The 20785-nt window shown below is 63.4% G+C and carries 22 protein-coding genes; 17 read left to right on the top strand and 5 right to left on the bottom strand.

The window, feature by feature from the left end:
- The first annotated feature begins 51 nt into the window (after nt 1–51).
- From FIV35_RS11060 to FIV35_RS11120, 13 genes are all read left to right on the top strand, one after another.
- Nucleotides 52–645, top strand: a complete 594-nt coding sequence (locus FIV35_RS11060) for a transposase (RefSeq protein ID WP_034138695.1) — start codon at nt 52–54, stop codon at nt 643–645.
- Nucleotides 646–704: 59 nt separating this feature from the next.
- Nucleotides 705–2288 carry a ShlB/FhaC/HecB family hemolysin secretion/activation protein gene (locus tag FIV35_RS11065; RefSeq protein WP_034138694.1) on the top strand — a complete coding sequence of 528 codons (1584 nt, stop codon included), beginning with the start codon at nt 705–707 and terminating at the stop codon, nt 2286–2288.
- A 24-nt stretch (nt 2289–2312) separates the two neighbouring features.
- A complete protein-coding gene (locus FIV35_RS11070; protein ID WP_034138693.1) occupies nt 2313–4112 on the top strand; it encodes a DUF2341 domain-containing protein in 1800 nt (599 codons plus the stop codon).
- Between the two features lie 11 nt (nt 4113–4123).
- Nucleotides 4124–4549 carry an ExbD/TolR family protein gene (locus FIV35_RS11075; RefSeq protein ID WP_010211136.1) on the top strand — a complete coding sequence of 142 codons (426 nt, stop codon included), beginning with the start codon at nt 4124–4126 and terminating at the stop codon, nt 4547–4549.
- Between the two features lie 3 nt (nt 4550–4552).
- Entirely contained in the window at nt 4553–5254 is a 702-nt protein-coding gene (locus FIV35_RS11080; RefSeq protein ID WP_034138692.1) for an energy transducer TonB family protein, read from the top strand.
- 42 nt (nt 5255–5296) lie between these two features.
- A complete protein-coding gene (locus tag FIV35_RS11085; RefSeq protein WP_034138691.1) occupies nt 5297–6997 on the top strand; it encodes a putative porin in 1701 nt (566 codons plus the stop codon).
- Between the two features lie 18 nt (nt 6998–7015).
- On the top strand, nt 7016–7642 hold the full coding sequence (locus FIV35_RS11090; RefSeq protein WP_034138690.1) for a hypothetical protein: 627 nt from the start codon (nt 7016–7018) through the stop codon (nt 7640–7642).
- Between the two features lie 20 nt (nt 7643–7662).
- On the top strand, nt 7663–8139 hold the full coding sequence (locus FIV35_RS11095; protein WP_034138689.1) for a YbjN domain-containing protein: 477 nt from the start codon (nt 7663–7665) through the stop codon (nt 8137–8139).
- Nucleotides 8136–9077: a peptidylprolyl isomerase gene (locus tag FIV35_RS11100; RefSeq protein WP_034138688.1), complete on the top strand. Its 942-nt coding sequence runs from the start codon at nt 8136–8138 to the stop codon at nt 9075–9077. Before FIV35_RS11095 ends, FIV35_RS11100 begins: the two co-directional genes overlap by 4 nt.
- A gap of 51 nt (nt 9078–9128) precedes the next feature.
- Nucleotides 9129–10106 carry a LysR family transcriptional regulator gene (locus FIV35_RS11105; protein ID WP_034138687.1) on the top strand — a complete coding sequence of 326 codons (978 nt, stop codon included), beginning with the start codon at nt 9129–9131 and terminating at the stop codon, nt 10104–10106.
- Nucleotides 10107–10189: 83 nt separating this feature from the next.
- Entirely contained in the window at nt 10190–10792 is a 603-nt protein-coding gene (locus FIV35_RS11110; RefSeq protein ID WP_052198984.1) for a histidine phosphatase family protein, read from the top strand.
- Nucleotides 10789–11544, top strand: coding sequence for a precorrin-6A synthase (deacetylating) (gene cobF / locus FIV35_RS11115; protein ID WP_034096931.1), 756 nt, complete (start codon nt 10789–10791; stop codon nt 11542–11544). Before FIV35_RS11110 ends, cobF begins: the two co-directional genes overlap by 4 nt.
- Nucleotides 11545–11555: 11 nt before the next feature.
- Nucleotides 11556–12275 carry an alpha/beta hydrolase gene (locus FIV35_RS11120; RefSeq protein ID WP_034138686.1) on the top strand — a complete coding sequence of 240 codons (720 nt, stop codon included), beginning with the start codon at nt 11556–11558 and terminating at the stop codon, nt 12273–12275.
- Nucleotides 12276–12410: 135 nt separating this feature from the next.
- On the opposite strand, the gene FIV35_RS11125 is transcribed toward FIV35_RS11120, so the two are convergent.
- On the bottom strand, nt 12411–12965 hold the full coding sequence (locus FIV35_RS11125; protein ID WP_034096933.1) for a DcrB/PsbP domain-containing protein: 555 nt from the start codon (nt 12963–12965) through the stop codon (nt 12411–12413).
- A gap of 72 nt (nt 12966–13037) precedes the next feature.
- Complete coding sequence (locus FIV35_RS11130; protein WP_034096934.1) at nt 13038–14846, bottom strand: monovalent cation:proton antiporter-2 (CPA2) family protein; 1809 nt, start codon at nt 14844–14846, stop codon at nt 13038–13040.
- Nucleotides 14847–15128: 282 nt separating this feature from the next.
- Here FIV35_RS11130 and FIV35_RS11135 point away from each other — a divergent pair, with 282 nt between their 5' ends.
- Both FIV35_RS11135 and FIV35_RS11140 read left to right on the top strand, forming a co-directional pair.
- Nucleotides 15129–16682 carry a DUF726 domain-containing protein gene (locus FIV35_RS11135; RefSeq protein WP_034138685.1) on the top strand — a complete coding sequence of 518 codons (1554 nt, stop codon included), beginning with the start codon at nt 15129–15131 and terminating at the stop codon, nt 16680–16682.
- 41 nt (nt 16683–16723) lie between these two features.
- The gene (locus tag FIV35_RS11140; protein ID WP_034096936.1) at nt 16724–18043 is read left to right on the top strand and encodes an Nramp family divalent metal transporter; all 1320 of its coding nucleotides are present in this window, start codon (nt 16724–16726) and stop codon (nt 18041–18043) included.
- 12 nt (nt 18044–18055) lie between these two features.
- On the opposite strand, the gene FIV35_RS11145 is transcribed toward FIV35_RS11140, so the two are convergent.
- The 3 genes from FIV35_RS11145 to FIV35_RS11155 all read right to left on the bottom strand — a co-directional run bounded on the left by FIV35_RS11145 (nt 18056) and on the right by FIV35_RS11155 (nt 19722).
- Nucleotides 18056–18433, bottom strand: coding sequence for a type II toxin-antitoxin system VapC family toxin (locus FIV35_RS11145; protein WP_034138684.1), 378 nt, complete (start codon nt 18431–18433; stop codon nt 18056–18058).
- Complete coding sequence (locus FIV35_RS11150; protein WP_034096938.1) at nt 18430–18648, bottom strand: hypothetical protein; 219 nt, start codon at nt 18646–18648, stop codon at nt 18430–18432. Before FIV35_RS11150 ends, FIV35_RS11145 begins: the two co-directional genes overlap by 4 nt.
- A 141-nt stretch (nt 18649–18789) precedes the next feature.
- Nucleotides 18790–19722, bottom strand: a complete 933-nt coding sequence (locus FIV35_RS11155) for a LysR family transcriptional regulator (RefSeq protein ID WP_034138726.1) — start codon at nt 19720–19722, stop codon at nt 18790–18792.
- 117 nt (nt 19723–19839) lie between these two features.
- On the opposite strand from FIV35_RS11155, the gene FIV35_RS11160 reads away from it, so the two are divergent.
- On the top strand, nt 19840–20328 hold the full coding sequence (locus FIV35_RS11160; protein WP_034138683.1) for a DMT family transporter: 489 nt from the start codon (nt 19840–19842) through the stop codon (nt 20326–20328).
- Nucleotides 20329–20332: 4 nt separating this feature from the next.
- Nucleotides 20333–20785, top strand: coding sequence for a DMT family transporter (locus tag FIV35_RS11165; protein WP_034096940.1), 453 nt, complete (start codon nt 20333–20335; stop codon nt 20783–20785).

Below are 20785 nucleotides of genomic sequence, written 5' to 3' on the forward strand. Positions count from 1 at the left end.
AAGGTGCTCATCACGCGCATGCGGCAGGCCAGGAGTGGGGCAATGGGAACTATGGAACGTTATTCGAAAGTGGGCATGCAGGAGCTTGATCAGCGCCTGTCGAAGATCGTCGAAGCGGCGCGCAAGAAGCCGGTGTCGGTCTATCGGTACGGTGCGCCCTGGGTGTGGATCGTGTCCCAGGAAGATTGGCAGGGCGCGTTGAAAGAGGTCTCCAGCTATATCCCCGCCGGTCATTCCCTGGTGCTGCTGCGCCCGCAGATCGATGAGGTGCTCGACCAGCACCGCGACTGGCTGGCGGCCGAGCCGTCGATGACGATCGCGCCGCAGACCGTGCTGCAGATCCTGCTGCTGCAACTGCTGTATTCGGTGCCCAGCGAGCAGCAACTGCATGAACAGCTCAATTACAACCTGTTGTTCCGCTGGTTCGTCGGCCTGGGGTTGAACCAGAAGGTCTGGAGCATCCAGGTGCTGACCCGCGACATCGCCACGCTGCTGAGCAACCCGCGCGCGGTGCAACTGATTCAGAAAATCATCGGTGAAGTGTTCTGTGGCGCCTTGCTGCACATGCCGGAGTTCTCGTTGAACTTCGCCCTGTTGCACACCTGGCTGGCACGGCATGGAAACCCTGCGATCGCCAGCCATTGAACCGGCCAGACGCAGTGCATAGCGCGGCGACGCACAACATAACTAGTTCAGGGGGCGGTGTGGAGCATCTGTTCAAATCAACGCTGGCGCTGTGCGGCCTGGTGCTGTGGAGTGCGGTTCAACCGGCGCTGGCCGAGGGCGACGCCCCGGTACGCCGGGTGGACGTCAACGAGTACTTCGTGCGCGGCAATACCGTGCTCGACGCGGCGACCATCGAGGAAGCGGTGTACCCGTTCCTGGGCCCGCAAAAGACCCTGGACGATATCGAAGGCGCCCGCGATGCGTTGCAGAAGATCTACCAGGCGCGCGGTTACCAGTCGGTGTTTGTCGAGTTGCCGGAGCAGAAGGTCGACGACGGTATCGTCTATTTGCAGGTCAGCGAAACCAAGGTCGGCCGGGTGCGCGTGGTGGGCGCCAAGCATTACTCGCCGGTGGAGATCCGCGAGCAGGTGCCGGCCCTGGAGGAGGGCGCCGTGCCGGACTTCGCCAGCGTGCAAACCCAACTGGCCGGCCTCAATCGCGGCACGGGGCGCCAGGTTACGCCGCTGGTGCGCGAAGGTCAGCGGCCCGGCACCATGGACGTGGACCTGCAAGTGGAAGACCAGAACCCCTGGCACGCCAGCCTGGGCCTGAACAACGACTACAGCGCCGACACCGAGAAGCTGCGTTCGGTCGCCACCCTGGGCTACGACAACCTGTGGCAATTGGGCCACAGCATTTCCCTGACCTACTTCACAGCACCCCAGGACACCGATAACGCCAAGGTCTGGTCGGCCACTTACAGCGCGCCGCTGGATGAGCGCTGGACCTTGCAGTTCTCCGGTTATCAGTCCGACAGCAACATCGCCACCATCGGCGGCAGCAACGTGCTGGGCAAGGGCCATTCGTACGGAGTGTCGGCGATCTACAACCTGCCGGCCGCCGACAACTGGGCCAACTCGTTCTCCCTCGGCGTGGATTTCAAGGACTTCGACGAGCAGCTCAACTTCGGCGCCAGCGGCGATCAGGTGCCGCTCAAGTACGCGCCGTTGACCCTGGGCTACAACGGCTATCGCTACACCGAACAGTCCCAACTGGGCCTGGGCCTGAACCTGGTGGTCGGCACCCGTGCGTTCTTCGGTTATGGCAGCGACGAAGACGAGTTCGAGTACAAGCGCTACAAGGCCAGCGCCAGTTTTGCCGTGCTCAAGGGCGACCTGAATTACACCTACACCTTCGCCAACGACTGGCAATCGGCGTCCAAGGCCGGCTTCCAGCTGGCCTCGGGGCCGCTGGTGTCCAACGAGCAGTACTCGGCCGGGGGCGCCACGTCAGTGCGCGGCTATCTGGCGGCCGAGCGCACCGGGGACGAGGGCTATTTGCTCTCCCAGGAACTGCGCACGCCGTCCCTGGCCAAGTTCCTCGGCAGTTATGTGCAGGAGTGGCGCTTTTACGCGTTCGCCGAGGGGGCGCGCCTGCGTCTGCACGACCCGCTGCCCGAGCAAGAAGACGAATACAGCCTGGCCAGCGTCGGCCTGGGCACCCGCGCCAGTTTGAGCAAATGGTTGTCCGGCAGCCTGGATTGGGGCTACCCGCTGCTCGATGGACCGAACACCCAGAAACAGGACTCGCGGCTGCACTTTAGTGTGCAGGCGACTTTCTGACTTTTTCTTCCGGAGACTTCACCCATGCAACGCCTATTTCTGAGCCTGTTGATCTGCCTGGGCTTCGCGCTCCCGGCCACCGCCCACGCCTGGTGGCAGGATGACTGGCATTACCGCAAACAGATTTCCGTGGACACCACCGCCCAAGGCGCCGCGATCAACCAGGCCCTGGGCCGCACCGCGCTGCTGGTGCGCCTGCATACCGGCAATTTCAGCTTTGACGGGGTCAAGGAAGACGGGGCCGACCTGCGCTTCGTGAGTGCCGATGACAAGACCGTGTTCAACCACCAGATCGAAAGCTTCGACCCGCTGATGGGCATGGCGCTGATCTGGGTCGATGTGCCCAAGGTCGAAGGCGGCCAACGCCAGGACATTTGGATGTACTACGGCAACCAGAAGGCCCCGGCCACTGCCAATGGCCAACTGACCTTCGACCCCGATTACACCGCGCTGTACCACTTCGACGGAGCCCCGGCCACGCCGCCGCGCGACACCACGGCCTATGCCAACACCGCGTCGAACGCCACCGGCAGCAGCATCGACGGCGTGATCGGTCGCGCGCTGCAATTGGGCGGCCAGGCGCTGTTGCTGCCGGCCAGCCCCTCGCTGCAACACGCCGCCGGCGCGGCGTTTACCTTCAGTGCCTGGCTGCGTCTGGACCAGGCCAGTGGCGAGCAGATCGTCCTGGCCCGCCGCGACGGTGCTCACAGCCTGCTGCTGGGGTTGAACCAGGGTGTGCCGTTTGTGGAAGTCGATGGGCAACGTGCGGTGTCGAACCAGCCGCTGAACCCCGGCCAATGGCAGCACCTGGCGTTCACCGCCGAGGGCGCCAATGGGCTGCTGTTTGTGAACGGCCGCGAAACCGCACGCCTGGGCGTGGCGCTGCCGGCGTTCAATACGCCACTGGCTATCGGCGCCGACCTGCCGGACGCCGCGAGCACGCACCTGCCGTTCGCCGGGGCTATCGATGAGCTGCGCCTGTCCAAGGTGGCGCGGCCGGCGGCCCTGTTGCTGGCCGATGCCAGTGCCCAGGGCGCCGAGTCGAAGCTGGTGGCATATGGCGTGGATGAAGAACAGTCCGGCTTTGGCTTCGGCAGCCTGGGCTTTTTGCTCAACGCGGTGCCGGTGGACGCCTGGGTGATCATTCTGGTGCTGGTGGCGATGATGGTGCAGTCGTGGTTCATCATGCTGCGCAAGAACCGCCAGGTCAGCCGGGTCAGCCGCGCCAACGAAGCGTTCCGTGAGCAGTTCGCGCAAATCGGCACCCGCCTGGAAATGTATTACGACGATGCGCTGCTCGCCGAGCGCCTGAGCCACTCCTCGCTGTGGCGCCTGTATTGCGTGGCGGTCAAGGAAATCCGCACCCGCCGCGCCCAGGGGGCCGACACCTCGTCGGTCTCGGCGGCCACCATCGAAGCCATCCGTTGCTCCATGGACGGTGTGCGTACCCGCGAAAACCAGGCCCTCAGCGCCAAGCTCTCGACCCTGTCCAATGCCATCGCCGGCGGCCCGTATATCGGCCTGCTGGGTACGGTGCTGGGGATCATGGTGGTGTTCCTCGGCACGGCCATGGCCGGTGACGTCAACATCAATGCCATCGCCCCCGGCATGGCGGCGGCCTTGCTGGCCACGGCCATGGGCCTGTTCGTCGCGATCCCGGCACTGTTCGGCTACAACCGCCTGATCACGCGCAACAAGGAAGTCAGCGCCGACATGCGGGTGTTCGTCGACGAGTTCATCACCCGCCTGGCCGAGATGCACGGCGAAAGCCAGCACAGTGAAGCGGCGCATCGGCGCGCGCCGCACGCATCGGTTCCGGCCTGAGGAGAATCGCCATGGCTTCCGTAAATGCCTCCCACGACGATGACGATGATGCCGCCGTCGACAGCATCAATATCACGCCCCTGGTGGACGTGCTGATGGTGGTGCTGGTGATGTTTATCCTCACCGCCACCGCCCAGGTGTCGGGGATCCAGATTCACCTGCCCAAGGCCAGCGCCTCGGTATCGTTATCGGAGGCCAAGACCAAGGCCATCTCCGTCAACGACGGCGGCCAGGTGTTTCTCGATGCCTACCCGGTGACCCTCGGCGAGCTGGAAGAGCGCCTGCGTATCGAAAAAGCGCTGAACCCGGACTTCCCGGTGATCGTGCGCGGCGATGCCATGGTGCAGTACCAGAAAGTCATCGAAGTGCTCGACCTGCTGCGCCGGTTGGAGCTGTCCCAGGTCGGGCTGGTCACCGGCAAACCGAGCCAGGGCTGAGCCATGACCGCACAGATGCCGATCACACCGCCGACCAAGACCCCACGGCCATTGCGCCCACTGAAGTGGGGCGCCGGCCTGCTGCTGGGCGCCGTGGCCGCCTGGTTGTTGTGGCAGTGGGCCAACGACATGAGCGGCGTACGCCGCGAGGCGCCCAAGGTGCCGACCATCATTCCGTTGCCGCCTCCGCCACCACCGCCGCCGGAAAAGCCCAAGGAACCGGAGCCCAAGGTGGAAGAAAAAATCCCTGAGCCGCAGCCCACTCCGGCGCCGGAAGAGGTCAAGCCGGCCGAGGAAGCACCGCCGTCACCAGCCGATGACTTGGCCAACCCGATGCAGATCGACGGCGACGCCCAGTCCGGCACCGACGGTTTCAACATCGGCGCGGGCAAGGGCGGCGGCATGGCCGGGTCCGGCGGCGGTGGCCTGGGTACCGGCACGTACAAGCAATACCTGGCGGGCGTGTTTCAACGCTTGCTGCGCGACGACCCCGAGCTGCGCAAGAAGGCGTATGCGGTGCAGGCGGATTTATGGCTGAACGCCGAGGGCCAGGTGGTGCGCGCCGAGCTGGTCAAGTCCAGCGGCGATGCCCAGACCGACGCCCAGGTGCTGGCGGCCCTGCGTGCGCCCCATGCCACACAACGAGTGCCGGCGGCCGTGACCATGCCGGTGCGCCTGGCGCTCAAGGGCCGTCGCCCGGATTGATCGAACCCTTTTTCTACGGTTTTTTACAGGAGTTGCGTACACATGATTTCCCCCGTGAATCGACTGACCCTGGCGGTCGGCATGGTCATCGCGACCCTCGTCGGCACCGCGGCGGCAGCGCCGGTGGCGCCTTCGGAAAACGTCACCGTCAACCTGATCCGCCTGTTGGTGCAGCAAGGTGTGCTCACCCAGGACACCGCCAACGGCTTGATCGCCCAGGCCGAAAAAGAGGCCCAGCAGGCGCGCCAGGCCAATGCCGCGCCGGTGGTCGCCAGCGGCCCGCCCACTGCGCCTGGGGATGTGCGCGTGCAGTATGTGCCGCAGGCGGTGCGCGACCAGATCCGCGACCAGGTCAAGGCTGAGGTCATGGCCACCGCCAAACAGGAAAACTGGGCGCAACCCAACACGTTCCCGGACTGGGTGTCCCGCGTGAGTTTCGATGGCGATATCCGCTTGCGTGACGAGTCGCGTTACTTCTCGGGGCGCAACGACGACACCATCACCGACTACGCCAAGCTCAACGACAACGGCCCGTATGACGTCAACCCCAGCTCCAATACGCGCTTCCCGCCGTTGCTCAATACCCGTGAGGACCGCTCCAACCTGTTCCGTCTGCGCGCACGCCTGGGCATGAAAGCGGTGATTTCTCCGGAGTGGACCGCGGGCATTCGCTTGGGCACGGGCTCGGACAACAACCCAGTGTCCACCACCCAGACGCTGGGCGGTGGCTTTGGCAAAAAAGACATCTGGCTCGATCAGGGTTACCTGAGCTGGAAAGCCGCCGACGGGGTGACGCTGACCGGCGGGCGGATCGGCAACCCGTTCTATTCCACTGACATGATGTATTCCAACGACCTCAACTTCGACGGTGTGGCGGCGATCTTCAATCATCGGCTGAACAACGAATGGGGCCTGTTCGGCACCCTCGGCGCGTTCCCGGTGGAGTACACCTCCGACACCGCCAGCAGCAACGGCATCGACAAGGAAAGCAGCGACACCAAGTGGCTGTTTGGCGGGCAGATCGGCGCGGACTGGAAGATCAACCGCGCCAACACGCTCAAGCTCGCGGCGGCCTATTACCAGTTCCAGGACATCGAAGGCGAGCGCTCCAGCCCGTGCAGCCCATGGGCCGGTCAACCCGGCTGCGACACCGACGGCACGCGGGTGGCCTTTATGCAGAAGGGCAACAGCGTGTTCAACCTACGCAATATCACGCCCAACCCGGCCACGCCCGGCACTACGCCGGAACCGCAATACGTCGGCTTGGCCTCCAAGTTCAACGTGCTGGACCTCAACGCGGTATGGGACAGCGAGTTGCCCAGCGACTTCAAGCTGCGCACCCAGGCCAACTTCATCCACAACCTGGCCTACGACAAGGGCGAGATGCTCAAGCGCAGCGAGGGCCAGATCGTCAACAACATCAACAGCAACGGCCAGTTTGAAAGTGGCGGCAATGCCTTGATGGTTTCGTTCACCCTCGGCAGCGCGCTGGAGATGCGCAAGCGCGGCGACTGGAACCTGTTGGCCGGCTACAAGTACATCCAGCCCGACGCGTTGCCAGACGGGTTTAACGACTCCTCGTTCCACTTGGGCGGCACCAACGCCAAGGGCTATTTCATCGGCGCCAACTACGGCATCGAAAAGAACATCTACGCCAGCGCCCGTTGGTTGAGCGCCTCGGAAGTCTACGGCCAGCCGTTCGAAGTCGATGTGATGCAACTGGAACTCAACACGCGCTTCTGATGCGCAGGGAGATGCCCCATGAACACGCGAATCTGCGGGTTGTTTTTACTGCTGGTCGCCGGCGCGGCCTCGGCCGAAGGCATGGAGGAGCGCCTGCGCACGCAACTGCGCAGCACCACCCAGCAATTGCAGGCCCTGCAAAGCGAGCAAGCCCAGGCCAGTGCCGCGCGGCTGGCCGCCGAAAACCAGGCCAAGCAGGCCCAGGCGCAAATCCAGCAACTGACCGCCGAGCTGAACAAGGCGCGCGGCGTGGCCGAGCAACTGGCCGGCCAGCAACAGAGCCTGCACAGCCAGGCCCAGGCCCAAGTGGCGGCGAGTAACGAGCAGATCGGCAAGTTCAAGAAGGCTTATGACGAACTGCTGGTGCTGGCCAAGGGCAAGGAGGCCGAGCGTGCGCGCTTGCAGGCGCAATTGGCCGAACGTGACACACAAGTGCAGCAATGTTCAGTCAAGAATCAACAGATGTACGGCGTGGCCCGGCAGCTGCTGGCGGCCTACGAAAAAATCGACGTGGCCGAGGTGATGAGCATCCGCCAGCCCTTCGCCAGCAGCGCGCGGGTCAAGTTCGAAGAACTGGCCCAGGGCTTTGGCGACGATTTGTACAAGAGCCGTTTCGATGCGCCCCAGGCGGGCGCCCACCCCTGATCGACAAGGAAGCACCGAACATGAACGCATTGATCAATCACGTCACCGCCCAGAGCCTGACCGAACTGCTGCAAGAGGCCGGCTACCGGGTCAATCAGACCGACCAGAACGGCATCGTGCAATTGCTCAGCGCCAGCCAGGGCATCGGGTTTGCCGTGCGCTTCGGCAACCCGGCGACGGAGCAGGGCGCCTATGTGGATTTCACCTACAGCTGCGCGCTGCGGGTGCAGGGCCAGTTGCCTGAGGGCCTGGCTCAGGTGTGGAACGCTTCGCGCCGTTTCGCCCGGCTGTCGCTGCAAGGCGAATTTTTGCTGATGGAGATGGACGTGGTGGTGGCGGGTGTCGCGGCCACTCACCTGCGCAGTCAGTTGGAGTTGTGGGACCGCCTGTTGCAGGAGTTTATCGTCTACCTGCGCGAATACAGCCAGAACGCCGCGCAGCTGCAGGCGCAAAGCGCCGCTCCGGCGGTGGCTGAAGAGGAGGTGGCAACGCTGTGAAAAAGCCAACCCTGATGGTCGGCGCGGGTGCGCTGGCCCTGTTGGTGGTGGCCGTGGGGTTGAGCCTGCGCCCGGGCAGCGACCCGGTCGCCGCACAAGCCCCGGCGCCGGTGGCCAGCCCCAGCGTTGCGGGCCCGGCGGTGGCGCGTCTGGGCAACCAGCAGATCGACCCGCAAGAGCTGAAAAGTGTGCTGGCCAGCTTGCCCGCCGAAACCCGCGAGCAACTGCGCGGCAACCGCGGCGCGCTGGAAACCTGGATTCGCTCGCGCCTGGCGCAGAAGGCCGTGCTCGAACAGGCCGACGCCCAGGGCTGGCGGCAACGCCCGGAGGTCGAGCAACAGACCCGCGCCGCCACTGAGCAGATCGTGTTCCGCGATTACATGCTGTCGGTCAGTCAGGTGCCGGCCGATTACCCCAGCGCCGCCGAATTGCAGCAAGCCTATGACAGCGGCAAGGCGCAATGGGTGACGCCGCCGTTGTACCGCGTCAGTCAGATCTTCCTCAGCGTGAATGACCCTCAGAGTCTGGAGACGGTACGCCGCCAGGCCCAAGAGCTGAGCCGCAAGGCCCAGGCCGCGCCGGCGGATTTCGCCGCCCTGGCCACGCAGTTTTCCCAGGACCCGGACACCGCCGCACGCGGTGGCGATTCGGGCTTGCAACCCTTGCAGCAACTGGTGCCTCAGGTGCGCGAGACGGTGGCGCGCCTCAAGGTCGGCGCGGTCTCGGACGCGGTGCAAAGCGCCGCCGGGTTCCATGTGCTGAAACTCACCGCCCAGCAACCGGCGCGCACCGCCACCCTCGACGAGGTGCGTGAACGCTTGACCCAGGCCCTGCGTGCCCAACGCCAGGAGCAGATCGCCAAGGCTTATCTGGAGGGCATGCTCAACACGGCGACCCTGAGCATCGACGGCGCCGAACTCAACAAAGCGCTGGAGTGACACGCGGCAAGCGGCATTGGATGCACCGACCCACAAGACAAGGAGTCTGCCATGGCATTACTGGAACCGTCCGGCCCTCAGGGCACTGCCGCTTATCGCGTGCCCACCGAGTCGCGGCGCAATTGGCTGGCATTGGCCGATGAGATCGACCCGGAGGTGGCGCGCTATTTCCTCGTGAGCGCCCGTTGCGGCTGTTTTATGCAGGCGGCGCGCAGTTTGAACGTCAAGGCAACCCTGCTGCGCAAACGCCTGGCGCAACTGGAAGAACAGCTGCGCCGTGGGCTGTTCAGCTACCACGGCAACGGCCTGGTGCTCAGCCGCGACGGTCAGCACTTGCAGGCGCAACTGCTCGCCTTGGCCAATGAGCGGCGTTTACCGGTGGTGGAGCAGCCGCTGATTCGCCTGGCGGTGGCCGCGCCGATTCTGCATGACATCCTCGGGCGCGACCTGATCGCCTTGCTGCGACGCAACGCCAGCGTGCGCCTGGAGATCATCGCCCTCGACAGCCATCTATCCCTGCACGCGGTGGAGGCAGACGTGGTGTTGTGGCTGGCTGACATGGACGAGCGTGCATCCGGCCCAAGTTTTGCGACCCACGCGCCCCAGGCCCTGGCGCGCCTGCGCTACCTGCCGCACATCGCCAAGCGCTATTCACGCCTGACCACCCGCCCGGACAGTGTGGAAGACCTGGATGACTACATGCTGGTGCAATGGCAACCCGATGCCCAGGTCGATGCGCTGCAACCGTGGAACCAACTGGTGCAGCAACGGCTGGCCGCCATGGTGCAGGTGCACGCTTATGCGCTGATGCTGGAGATGATCCGCTGCGGCGCCTGCATCGGTCTGTTGCCGCAGTATATGAGCAGTGTCGACCGCGGCCTGGTGGCCCTGCCGGGGTTGCTGGCCGACAGCATGCAGCGCCAGGTCTGGCTGGCGGTGAATGCGCAGGTGCGCCACCCCGAAGCGGTGCAGATGATCGTCGAGCTGATCGTTGGAACATTCGAGGGGCGGCGCGACTGGTTTGACTAGTGCCATCGGGCAGTCGTCGTTGCGTCCTGGCGGCAACTGCGCCAGGCTTGCCGGTCTTGACTGCTGCGTTGGAGCCGCCTGCGATGCGCGCCACCCGTTTGACCCTGATCTGCCATGCCGTCACCCCCCACCAAAAGCAGGGGCGCTTTGCCGATGACGAGTCGGTGCTTATGGATTGGCAAAGCGCGGCGTTGTCCCTGGCCGACCAATACGGCCCCAATTCGCAACTGTTGAGTGGGCCGGAGGCGCGTACCCGGCAGACGGCGGGGTTGTTCGGCGCGGCGGTGCAGATTCACCAGGCCCTGGGCGATCTCGACCTGGGGCATTGGAAGGGCCGGGATATTGGCCGGATCGAGCCGGCCCAGTTGAGTACCTGGCACACCGACAGCGCCAGTGCGCCCCATGCCGGCGAGTCGGTCGACCAGCTGTGCGCGCGGGTGGCGCTGTGGCTGAAGTCCCTTGAAGGGCAACCGGGCCATGTGGTGGCCGTCACCCATCCGTTTGTGATTCGTGCCGCGCTGCTATCGGTTATGGCGTTGCCGATGTCGATGTTCTACCGCATCGATGTCGAGCCACTGTCGGCCACCGAGCTGCGCTTCAATGAGGTGTGGCGCCTGCGTCTGGAAACTCACGCCCAAGCCGCGAACATGGCAAAATCCACGCCCCGCACTGAGAGCACCCCATGAAACGCATCCTGATCATCGGCATTGGCGCCGGCAACCCTGACTACATCACGATGCAGGCCGTGAAGGCGCTGAATCGCACCGACGTGTTTTTCCTGATGGACAAAGGCCAGAGCAAAGACAAGTTGATCGACCTGCGCCGCGAGATCTGCGAGACCTACATCACCGAACCCGGCTACCGCTTCGTCGAGGCCGACTGCCCCGAGCGCGTGCGCGGCGATATCGACTACACCACCGCCGTGCAAGACCTCAACCGCGACAAGCAAGCCACCTTCGAGCGCATGATCAACGAGGAAATGGCTGATGGTGAAGTCGGTGCGTTCCTGGCCTGGGGCGACCCGGCGCTGTATGACAGCACCATTCGCATCCTGCAGGCGATCTTGGCCAGTGGCCGATGCGTGTTCGAGTTCGAAGTAATCCCCGGTATCACCAGCGTGCAGGCCCTGGCGGCCCAGCATAAAGTGGCGTTGAACCGCATCGGCAAGTCCGTGGAGATCACCACCGGGCGACGCCTGGCGGCGGGGCAGGCCAGCGACGCCGATACCCTGGTGGTGATGCTCGACGCCGAAGACTCCTACCGCACCGTCGCCGATCAAGACCTGGACATCTACTGGGGTGCCTACCTGGGCACGCCGGATGAAATCCTCATCAGCGGCAAAGTGGCTGACGTGGCCGAAGATATCCAACGGGTGCGCAAGGCCGCGCGCCAAGCCAATGGCTGGATCATGGACACCTATTTGCTGCGCAAACCCTGAGGTAACGCCCGATGTTCAAACTCTTCGCCCTGGCGCTGGCCATGATGGCCGGCGCCGCCCATGCCGACACCGAGCTGCACACTGACTTGCCCCTGGCCTACCTGGAACAGACCCAGAGCGAGGCGCGCAACCAGCCGCTGGTGATTTTCCTGCACGGTTTCGGTAGCGACGAGCGAGATCTGTTCGGCATCAAGGACGCGCTGCCGTCGACCTGGACTTACCTGTCGGCACGCGCCCCAATGCCGGTGGCGCCCAGCGGTTATCGCTGGTTCACCAAGACCCCGGGTGAGGGCGAATACGACGGCGAGACCGCCGACCTGCAGCGCAGTGCCGCGCTGATCCAGGACTTCGTGGGCCAGGCCACCGCCAAATACCATACCCGCAGCGATCGGGTGTTCCTGATTGGGTTCAGCCAGGGCGCGATCATGGCGTATGAAGTGGCGTTGCGTGATCCGCAGCGGGTGCGTGGCATCGCAGCGTTGAGCGGCAGCGTTCTGCCCGTGCTCAAGGCTGAGCTCAAGCCCGATCCGCGCTTGAATGAACTGGCGATCTTTATCGGCCACGGCACCTTGGATCAGGCGCTGCCCTACGCATCGGCGACGCGGGCGGACGAGGTGTTGAGGGGGCTGGGCCTTAAACCGACGTTTCATGGGTATCCGGGGATGCCGCATACCATCAGCGAAGCGGAAGTGCAGGACGTGAAGCTGTGGTTGGAAGACAGCCTGAAGTAATGCCTGAGCTAACTTTTGGGGTGCACTTCACACCGCCATCGGGGGCAAGCCCCCTCCCACAGTAGATCGAGAATGTGGGAGGGGGCTTGCCCCCGATGGGTCGATACTCATCTTCTGCACAACTAGCAAGTCGGGTTATTTGCCGCCGGTAATCTGCTTGACCAGTGCCGCATGACCCTTCGCGTCGTCGGCCCGAGAAATCGCTTGGATCACCAGCAGATGGTTGCCCGAACCGCCAAGGAACGTGGAGTTGAGCGTCTTGCCGCCGCCCTGGGTGGCAGTGCTGTCCACCTGGCGCAGGCCGAGGCCCTTGAAGGTGAGTTTTTTCTCGCTCAGTTTCTTGAAGTCGGGCAGGGCGGCGCTCTGGTCCTTGACGAAGCCGGCCACGGCGCCATCGAGGAACTGCGGGTCGTTGTCCTGGATGTCGATAGCGTCGTTGCGTACGGTTTCGGCGACGATCACCACACTTTTCGTGGTCTGGTTGGCGTACATCGTGCCTTGGGTGACACCGCTGCCGTCCTGGGCCTTGTCCGGCGGCAGGGTGTCGGCGGCATAGGCCTTGGGCAGCGTGAAGCTGAACTTACCGCCCAGGGTGGTGATGGTTTGCGTGGTCGGTTTGGCGGCGGCGAATACGCTGCCGGCGGTAAGCGCAAGGGCCAGCAGGACGGCGGTCTTGGTGAAAGTGGCCATGAAGCGCTCCAGGGATAAACGAAATTGCGGCGTATTCTGTCAGAAAATTCGCAAGATCGTTTATCCCTCACCTCACACCTTGTCGGACTCTTCTTCAAGTCGGTCCATTTCAAACAGCCGCGCCAGCTCTGCCCGGGCTTCCTGGGCGGTCTGCATGACTTTGGCGGCGTCGTCGTACACCGCGTGTTGGGCGGCGAGCACTTGCTGGTCGTGGTTCTTGAAGCGCGCGATGCGCGCATCGGCCTGGGCCTGGCTGAGCCCCAGGCCGACCAGGGCGCGGCGGCTCATTTCCAGGCTGGAGTAGAAGGTCTCGCGCACCGGTGAGGCATCCAGGTCCACCAACCGATGGACGTGCTGGCGGTTACGGGCACGGGCGATGATTTTCATGTGCGGGTAGAGGTTGCGTACCAGCTCGGCGGTCTTGATGTTGATCTCCGGGTCGTCCATGGCGATCACGAAGAACTCCGCCTGGTCGACCTTGGCCGCGTGCAGGATCTCGGGGCGCTGCGGATCGCCGTAGAACACCGGCATGCCGCCAAAGCTGCGGGTCAATTCGATGGTTTCCACCGAGGTGTCGAGAGCTATAAAGGAGATGTTCTGCGCGCGCAGGATCCGCGCCACGATCTGGCCCATACGGCCCATGCCGGCAATGACCACGCGCGGTGCGTCGCTTTCGATGGCGCGGTATTCCTCGGGCACTTCCACCGGTTTGACCTTGGGCCTGAACAGCTTTGGGCACACCAGCAACAGCAGCGGCGTGACGGCCATGGACAGGGTGATGGTCAGCACCAGCACGTCGTAGAGGTGCGGCTCGAACAGGCCCTGGTCGCGGCCGATCTTGAACACCACGAAGGCGAACTCACCGCCGGCCGCCAGCACTACGCCCAGGCGCAGGGCGCTTTCGCGATTGAGGTCGCCCACCAGACGGCCGACCGCGTACAGCAACGGCAACTTCAGGCCGATCAGCAGCAGGGTCAGCCCGATCACAATCAACGGTGAGCTGAGCAGCAGACTGAGGTTGGCGCCCATGCCCACGCTGATAAAGAACAGCCCCAGCAGCAGGCCCTTGAACGGTTCGATCTGCGCTTCCAGCTCGTGGCGGTACTCCGAATCCGCCAGCAGCAGGCCAGCGAGGAAGGCGCCGAGGGCCATGGACACGCCCGCCAGTTCCATCAGCCACGCCGTGCCGATCACCACCAGCAGTGCGGTGGCGGTGGACACTTCGCGCAAGCCGGTCTTGGCGACGATACGAAACACAGGGCGCAACAGGTAGCGTCCGCCGACGATCACCACGGCGATGCTGCCGAGGATCTGCAACACATGCTGCAGGCCCTGGGCTTCAGTGGTGGGGTGATCGCTGCCGGCCAGCAGCGGCACCATGGCAATCAGCGGGATCGCGGCGATGTCCTGGAACAGCAGGATCGCGAAGGCCAGACGACCGTGGGGCTGGTTCAGCTCTTTGCGTTCGGCCAGGCTTTGCAGGCCAAACGCCGTGGACGATAGCGCCAGGCCAAGGCCCAGCACGATGGCGCTGTTCCATGTCTGGCCAAATAGCCACAGCGCCACCACGCCCATCACCAGACCGGTCAACAGCACTTGGGCCAGGCCGACGCCGAACACCGCCTTGCGCATCACCCATAAGCGCTTGGGCGACAGTTCCAGGCCAATGATAAACAGCAGCAGCACCACCCCCAGTTCCGAAAACTGCGCCACGCTTTGCGGGTTGCCGATCAGACCCAGCACCGACGGGCCGATGATCACCCCGGCGAACAGATAGCCCAGCACCGCGCCCAATTGCAGGCGTTTGGCCAGGGGCACAGTGAGCACAGCCGCGAGCAGAAACACCACGGCTGCTTGTAACAGGTTGCCTTCATGGGGCATTGCGAACTCCAAAATCTTCAAAACCAATCAACAGGCGGGTATTAGAGCGCTTTTTACAGGATGAGAATTGTGTTTTTGCTGCGTAGCAGGTCGCTACCTTCCCCGATGGGCAGGGGAAAATCGATAACTTCATCGGTTGAGTGTTTTGCAGTCGCCCGAGCCTGTCTCGGGCTTATGCATGGAGGCCGAGCATTAGAAACGGCCACGCCGGTCAGGATTCACCTTGCCGCCGCTCACAGTTTGTTACTATCGCCGTCCCTCGTTACCCGGAGTCTTTACCCCATGCAGCACCAGTGGGATGACATGCACCGCACCCGCAAGCCCACGTTTCTGCTGTGCGGCGAACCCCAGGGCGAGGTGCTCAATCTCTACGTGCACGGGTATTCGGCATTCTTCAACCGGCAGCAGTTGGGCAATTTCACGCAACAACTGGCCGGCATCGAAGGCTCGACCAACCTGATGCTGTTCTGGCCAGCGGGACATTTTCTGGAGAACCTGTTCGCGCCGTTCAAGGACGTGATCGCGGCCATGCTCGGCGGCGGCAGCCTGGGCGCGGCGACAGTGGGGGTAGGCAAGGCCATTGCCTATTTCCTCGATCACTACAAAAGCGTTGAGGCGCGGGTCGATGAAGTGGCCAAAAGTTTGCTGCCCGAATTGGCCAGCTACCTGCAGCAAGCGTCGTTGCCGGTGCAGCGTATCAACCTGATCGGGCATTCCCTGGGCGCGCGGATTCTGGTCAAGAGCCTGCTGGCCAACCCGGACACCGCTCGCGAGTTGCCGCTGGACAACCTGCTGCTGATGGGCGGGGCGATCTGCACGTCGAGCCCGTGGGATGAGGTGTCGGCGCTACTGAAAGGGCGGGTGATCAACTGCCATTCCAGCAAGGACTGGGCCCTGGCCATCAAGCCGGACACCGAGCGTTGTATCGGACGCTATCCGATCCCGGTCCCCCCTGCGCTTAAGGCCAAGGTCTGCAATGTGCATCTGGCCACCTTCGATCACGCGGCCTATTGGCCGCAATTACGAACAGTGGTGCAGTACACCGATCTGCTGCACGAGCGGCGCGGCGTGATCCGTTCAGACCAGCGCAGCAGCGAAGTGCGCTTTGCCGAGGAGGACGCGGATCTGTATACGGCCCTGGTGCAAGGGCGGCCGGAGGAGTTGAAGTTTCTGGCCGAGCTGCTGGCGCCAAAACGCAGTGCCTCGATCGACGCCACGGTGCGTGACCCGCTCAAGTTGACCATCGCCTTGCAACGCATGGGCGGTGACAGCTTTATGAACCTTGCCCGTGGCCATGGCGTGAGCTACCGGCAAATTGCCGACGATGTGGCGCGGCGCCTGGGCATCACATTCGACGTGCCACTCGACACCCTGGCGTTGGCTGACCTTGAGGCCCGGATCGCGGAAAAACTGATTGCGCAGTACAAAGACAAACTCAGCAACGCCGACCGGCTGGTGTTCGATGCGGAACTCAAGGTGGCCGCGCAGAAAGAGCAGGGCGTCTTCAGTCGTTTCGACAAGGGGCGTTCGGCCACCGCAGCGTTGAGCGGCACCGCCCTGGCCGGGTTGACCGGTTTTATCCTGCGGCGTGGGGCGGCCTCGGCTATTCCGGTGGTGGGCCAGGCGTTGGCCGCCGCGATGCTGCTGGTGACCGGTGTGCGGGCGTTTTCCGGCCCGGCGTATTCGGTCACCACCCTGGCGGTGCTGGTGATCGGCGCGATTCGCCAACGCATGGAGCGCGAAGCGCTGAATCAGGAGCTGGACCTGGTGGTGCAAGTGGTGGAAGCGTATGACCTGCCTCGGGAGACGGTGATGCGCACGGTCGCGTCCGACTGATAAGCTGCACGCTTGTCGAGTGTGTTTGCCTGGGATACCGCGTGAAATTCAGCCTGCCAAAAATCGCTACCGCCCCTTTCTGCCCGCCGGAAGTGGCCGGCTCCGTCATCGTTGATCCCAAGGCGTCGTTTTTCAAGCGCGCCCTGATGTTCGCCGGTCCTGGGCTATTGATCTCCATCGGGTATATGGACCCAGGCAACTGGGCCACGGCCATCGAGGCGGGTTCGCGTTACGGCTACAGCCTGTTGTTCGTGGTGTTGCTGGCCAGCCTGGCGGGCATGGCGGTGCAGTGCCTGTGCTCGCGGTTGGGCATCGCCACCGGCAAAGACCTTGCGCAACTGTGCCGCGAACGCTACAGCCGACGCTCGGCGCGCACCCAGTGGGTGCTGGCGGAAATCTCCATCATCGCCACCGACCTGGCCGAAGTGCTTGGCTGCGCCCTGGCGTTTCATTTGCTGCTGGGGGTGTCGCTGACCACCGGCATTGTCATTACCGCGTTCGACACCTTGTTGGTCCTGGCCCTGCAAAACCGTGGTTTCCGTCGCCTGGAAGCGATCATGCTGGCGTTGGTGGCGACCATTGGCGTGTGTTTCTTCGTCGAGCTGGTGCTGATCAAACCCCATTGGCCCGAGGTGTTCAGCGGCTTCGTGCCGTCATTGTCGGCGATCAGCGATGCGGCGCCGCTGTACTTGGCCATCGGCATCCTGGGCGCCACGGTGATGCCCCATAACCTTTATCTGCACAGTTCCGTGGTGCAAACCCGCTTGATCGGCAAGGACCTCGCCAGCAAACAGGACGCGGTGAAGCTGGCGCGCATCGACACCATCGGCTCCCTGGCCCTGGCCCTGCTGGTGAACGGCGCGATCCTGGTGTTGGCCGCCGCCGCGTTTCACCAGACCGGCCACACCGATGTGGTGGAAATCCAGGACGCCTATCACCTGCTCGACCCTCTGGTCGGCGGCGCCTTCGCCAGTATCCTGTTCGGCATCGCCTTGCTGGCGTCCGGACAAAGTTCGACCTTTACCGGCACCATCGCCGGGCAGGTGATCATGGAGGGCTACCTCAACCTGCGCATTCCCTGCTGGCAACGCCGCCTGATCACCCGTGGGCTGGCGCTGATCCCGGCGTTTGTCGGGGTGTGGCTGATGGGCGATGAGGCGATCGGCAAACTGCTGGTCCTCAGCCAGGTGGTGCTTAGCCTGCAATTGCCGTTTGCGCTGTACCCGTTGATTCGCATGACCGGTGACAAACAACTGATGGGGCCCTTTGTGAATCGGCTACCGACGCGTTTGCTGGCGTGGCTGCTGTTCGCACTGATCAGTGGCGCTAATGCGTGGTTGATTGGGCAGTGGTTGTTCTGAATCCAGGCATCGTCACACCAGGATCACCCATGCTGTGTATTGAGTCAGGCGCAGGTCGGCAGTCAACAGTTTGATAGGCTCATTCATAGCGGTTGCGACGATCAGGCGATCGAACGGGTCCTTGTGGTGATGGTCGAGATTTTTTACCGCGATGGCGTGCTCTGAGGTGATGGGCAGTTCCAGGAAGCCACTTTCCAGGCAGTATTCACGCATTTCTTCCAGGTCCACATCGAGTTTTCCCAGGCCGACCTTGATCGCCATTTCCCAGAATGTCGCAGCGCTGATGTAAATCTCTGTGGCACTTTCGATCAGTTTTCGGGCCTTGTGGGATAACTTCGGGTGGTCGCACAAGGCCCAGAGCAGGATATGAGTGTCCAACAACACTCTCATGGAAGGCTGCCCTCAATCGTAGATAGCAACTCATCTGGCAGTGGATCATCGAAGTCATCGGGGATCTCCAGCTTTCCCTTCATGGCGCCAATCCGCCGACGTTGCGCGTCCTTTGGCCAGCTATAGCCAAAACCCTGTGAACTATCGGAAACGGACCCAGCATTTACCGCAGCGGCCCGCTCAGTGCGTGAGTGTTTTTTATAGGTCAAGCCCATGGCGCCTCTCCTGAAAAGATGTCGTCAAAGTCTGCCGTAACCTGCACTTGCCCTTAAATAGTGGCCCGTTAAATCAGAACGAACCTACTTTTTTCCATCAGAAAAATCCTCAACAGTCGCACGCCTCGTCATAGGCCCCTGTCACCTGTCCCAATACGGTACGGTGCCAAAACACTCCACGAAGTAATCGATCACCGTACGCACCTTCAGTGACAGGCGCCGGCTGCCCGGCCACAACGCGGCGATCTGTTGCGGTTCGAGGGTGGTCGCCACGTCGTAGTCGGTCAGTACCGCCTGCAAGGTCCCGGCACGCAGGCTGTCGCCAATCAACCAGGAGGGGAACACCACGAGCCCCAGGCTTTGTTCGGCGGCGTGGGTGAGGGTGTCGGCGTGGTTGCCGGTGATGGGGCCTTTGACGCTGTACGGCGTCCAGTCGCCCTGGGCACGGCGGAAAAACCAGCGTTGCTGGCCGGTGACGCCTTTGTAGGCCAGGCACTGGTGCCGGGCCAGTTCGTCGGGATGGCTTGGCGTGCCGTGCCGGGCCAGATACGCGGGGCTGGCGGCGATGCGAAAGCGCTGCGGCGCGAAAATGCGCGCCTGCATGCTGGAGTCGTTGAGCACACCGATGCGAAACAACAGGTCGGTGCCGTCCTGCAAGGGGTCGACGTAGGTGTCGGTTTGCTGGATATCCAGTTGCAGCTTCGGATAGCGCCGGCATAACTCGCCCAGCCATGGCGAGAGGTGGCGCTGGCCGAACACCATCGGCGCGTTGATGCGCACCAGGCCGCTGGGTTCGCTGTCCTGCTCCTGCAGGGCTTGCCCGGCGGCTTCCAATTGCTCCAGCATCAGGCGCGCATGCCGCCCGAGCAGGCGCCCGGCCTCGGTGGGGCTGACCGCGCGGGTGTGGCGATACAGCAACTGTTGCCCGAGGGCCTGCTCCATCAATTGGATCTGACGCGATATCGAAGAGGGCGCCAGGCCCTCGCGACGCGCCACTTCGGAAAAACTGCCGTGGTCCAGTACCGCGACAAACAGGCGCAACGCCTTGAAACTCAGCTCATTCAAACCCTGCATGGTGGCTCCGTGCTGTGCGTGTTGCGCAAAGGTGTTGTCGGCATACTCCCATTTATCGCACAGCGCGGCCACCGGATAATCCCCGCCATCTTTTCAATCTTGAAACGCGGGTGATGTATGCAGGCAAGTTCCATCGAAGGCGCGGCCCAGGCCAGGCCGAAAAGAAATCTATTGCGCTTGCTGCTGTTGCCGCTGGTGATCCTGGCCGGCATGGGCTTATCGGTGGAAGCCGGTTTGCTGGGGCCGTTGGGCGAGCAGGTGGGGCATTTGTGGGCGACCTTGAGTATTTTCGGCGTGGGTGCGGCGATTCTGTTTCTGCTGCTGTTGTTCAGTGGCCCGCAAAAAGGCCCGGCGCTCACCGAACTGCCACGCTGGCAGTTGATCGGCGGCTTCCTCGGGCCGATGTACGTGGTGGTGTTGACCCTGGCCACGCCGCACATCGGCATTGCAATGACGATGATCGCGATCCTCTCGGGGCAAGTGGGCAAGAGCGTGCTGATTGACCATTTCGGCTGGTTCGGCACGGCGCGCAAGCGGGTTAATGGCGAGCGCTGGATCGCGCTGGCGTTGATCGTGGCGGCACTTGTTTTGATTGCACGAGGGTAAGGCGATGAATCTGATTTTTTTACTGATATTGGTGATTGCCGCCGGCGCGGTCCTCAGCGTGCAGGCGGCGATTAATGGCCGCCTGGGGCAGACAGTCGGCGTGCTGCGCAGCAGCCTGTTGACCTTCGCGGTCGGTGCATTGACCACTGCGCTGTTGATTTTCTTCTTTGAGCCGGCCCAGGCCGTCAGCCTGCTGGACGTGCCCAAGTGGCAATTGACCGGGGCGTTGTTCGGCGTGGTGTACATGATGGTCATGGTGGGCGCGGTGCCGGTGGTCGGCACGGCGGTGGCCACCGTGGCGGTGATCGTCGGGCAATTGGGCATGGGCATGCTGATCGACAATTTCGGCTGGCTGGGCAACCCGGCCATCGAACTGTCCGGCAGCCGTCTCGTCGCCATGGCCTGCCTGGCCTTGGCGCTGGTGTTCATGTACCGCAGCAATACGCGCACCGACTGA

The organism is Pseudomonas rhodesiae (genome assembly GCF_007858255.1).
GTDB lineage: Bacteria > Pseudomonadota > Gammaproteobacteria > Pseudomonadales > Pseudomonadaceae > Aquipseudomonas > Aquipseudomonas rhodesiae.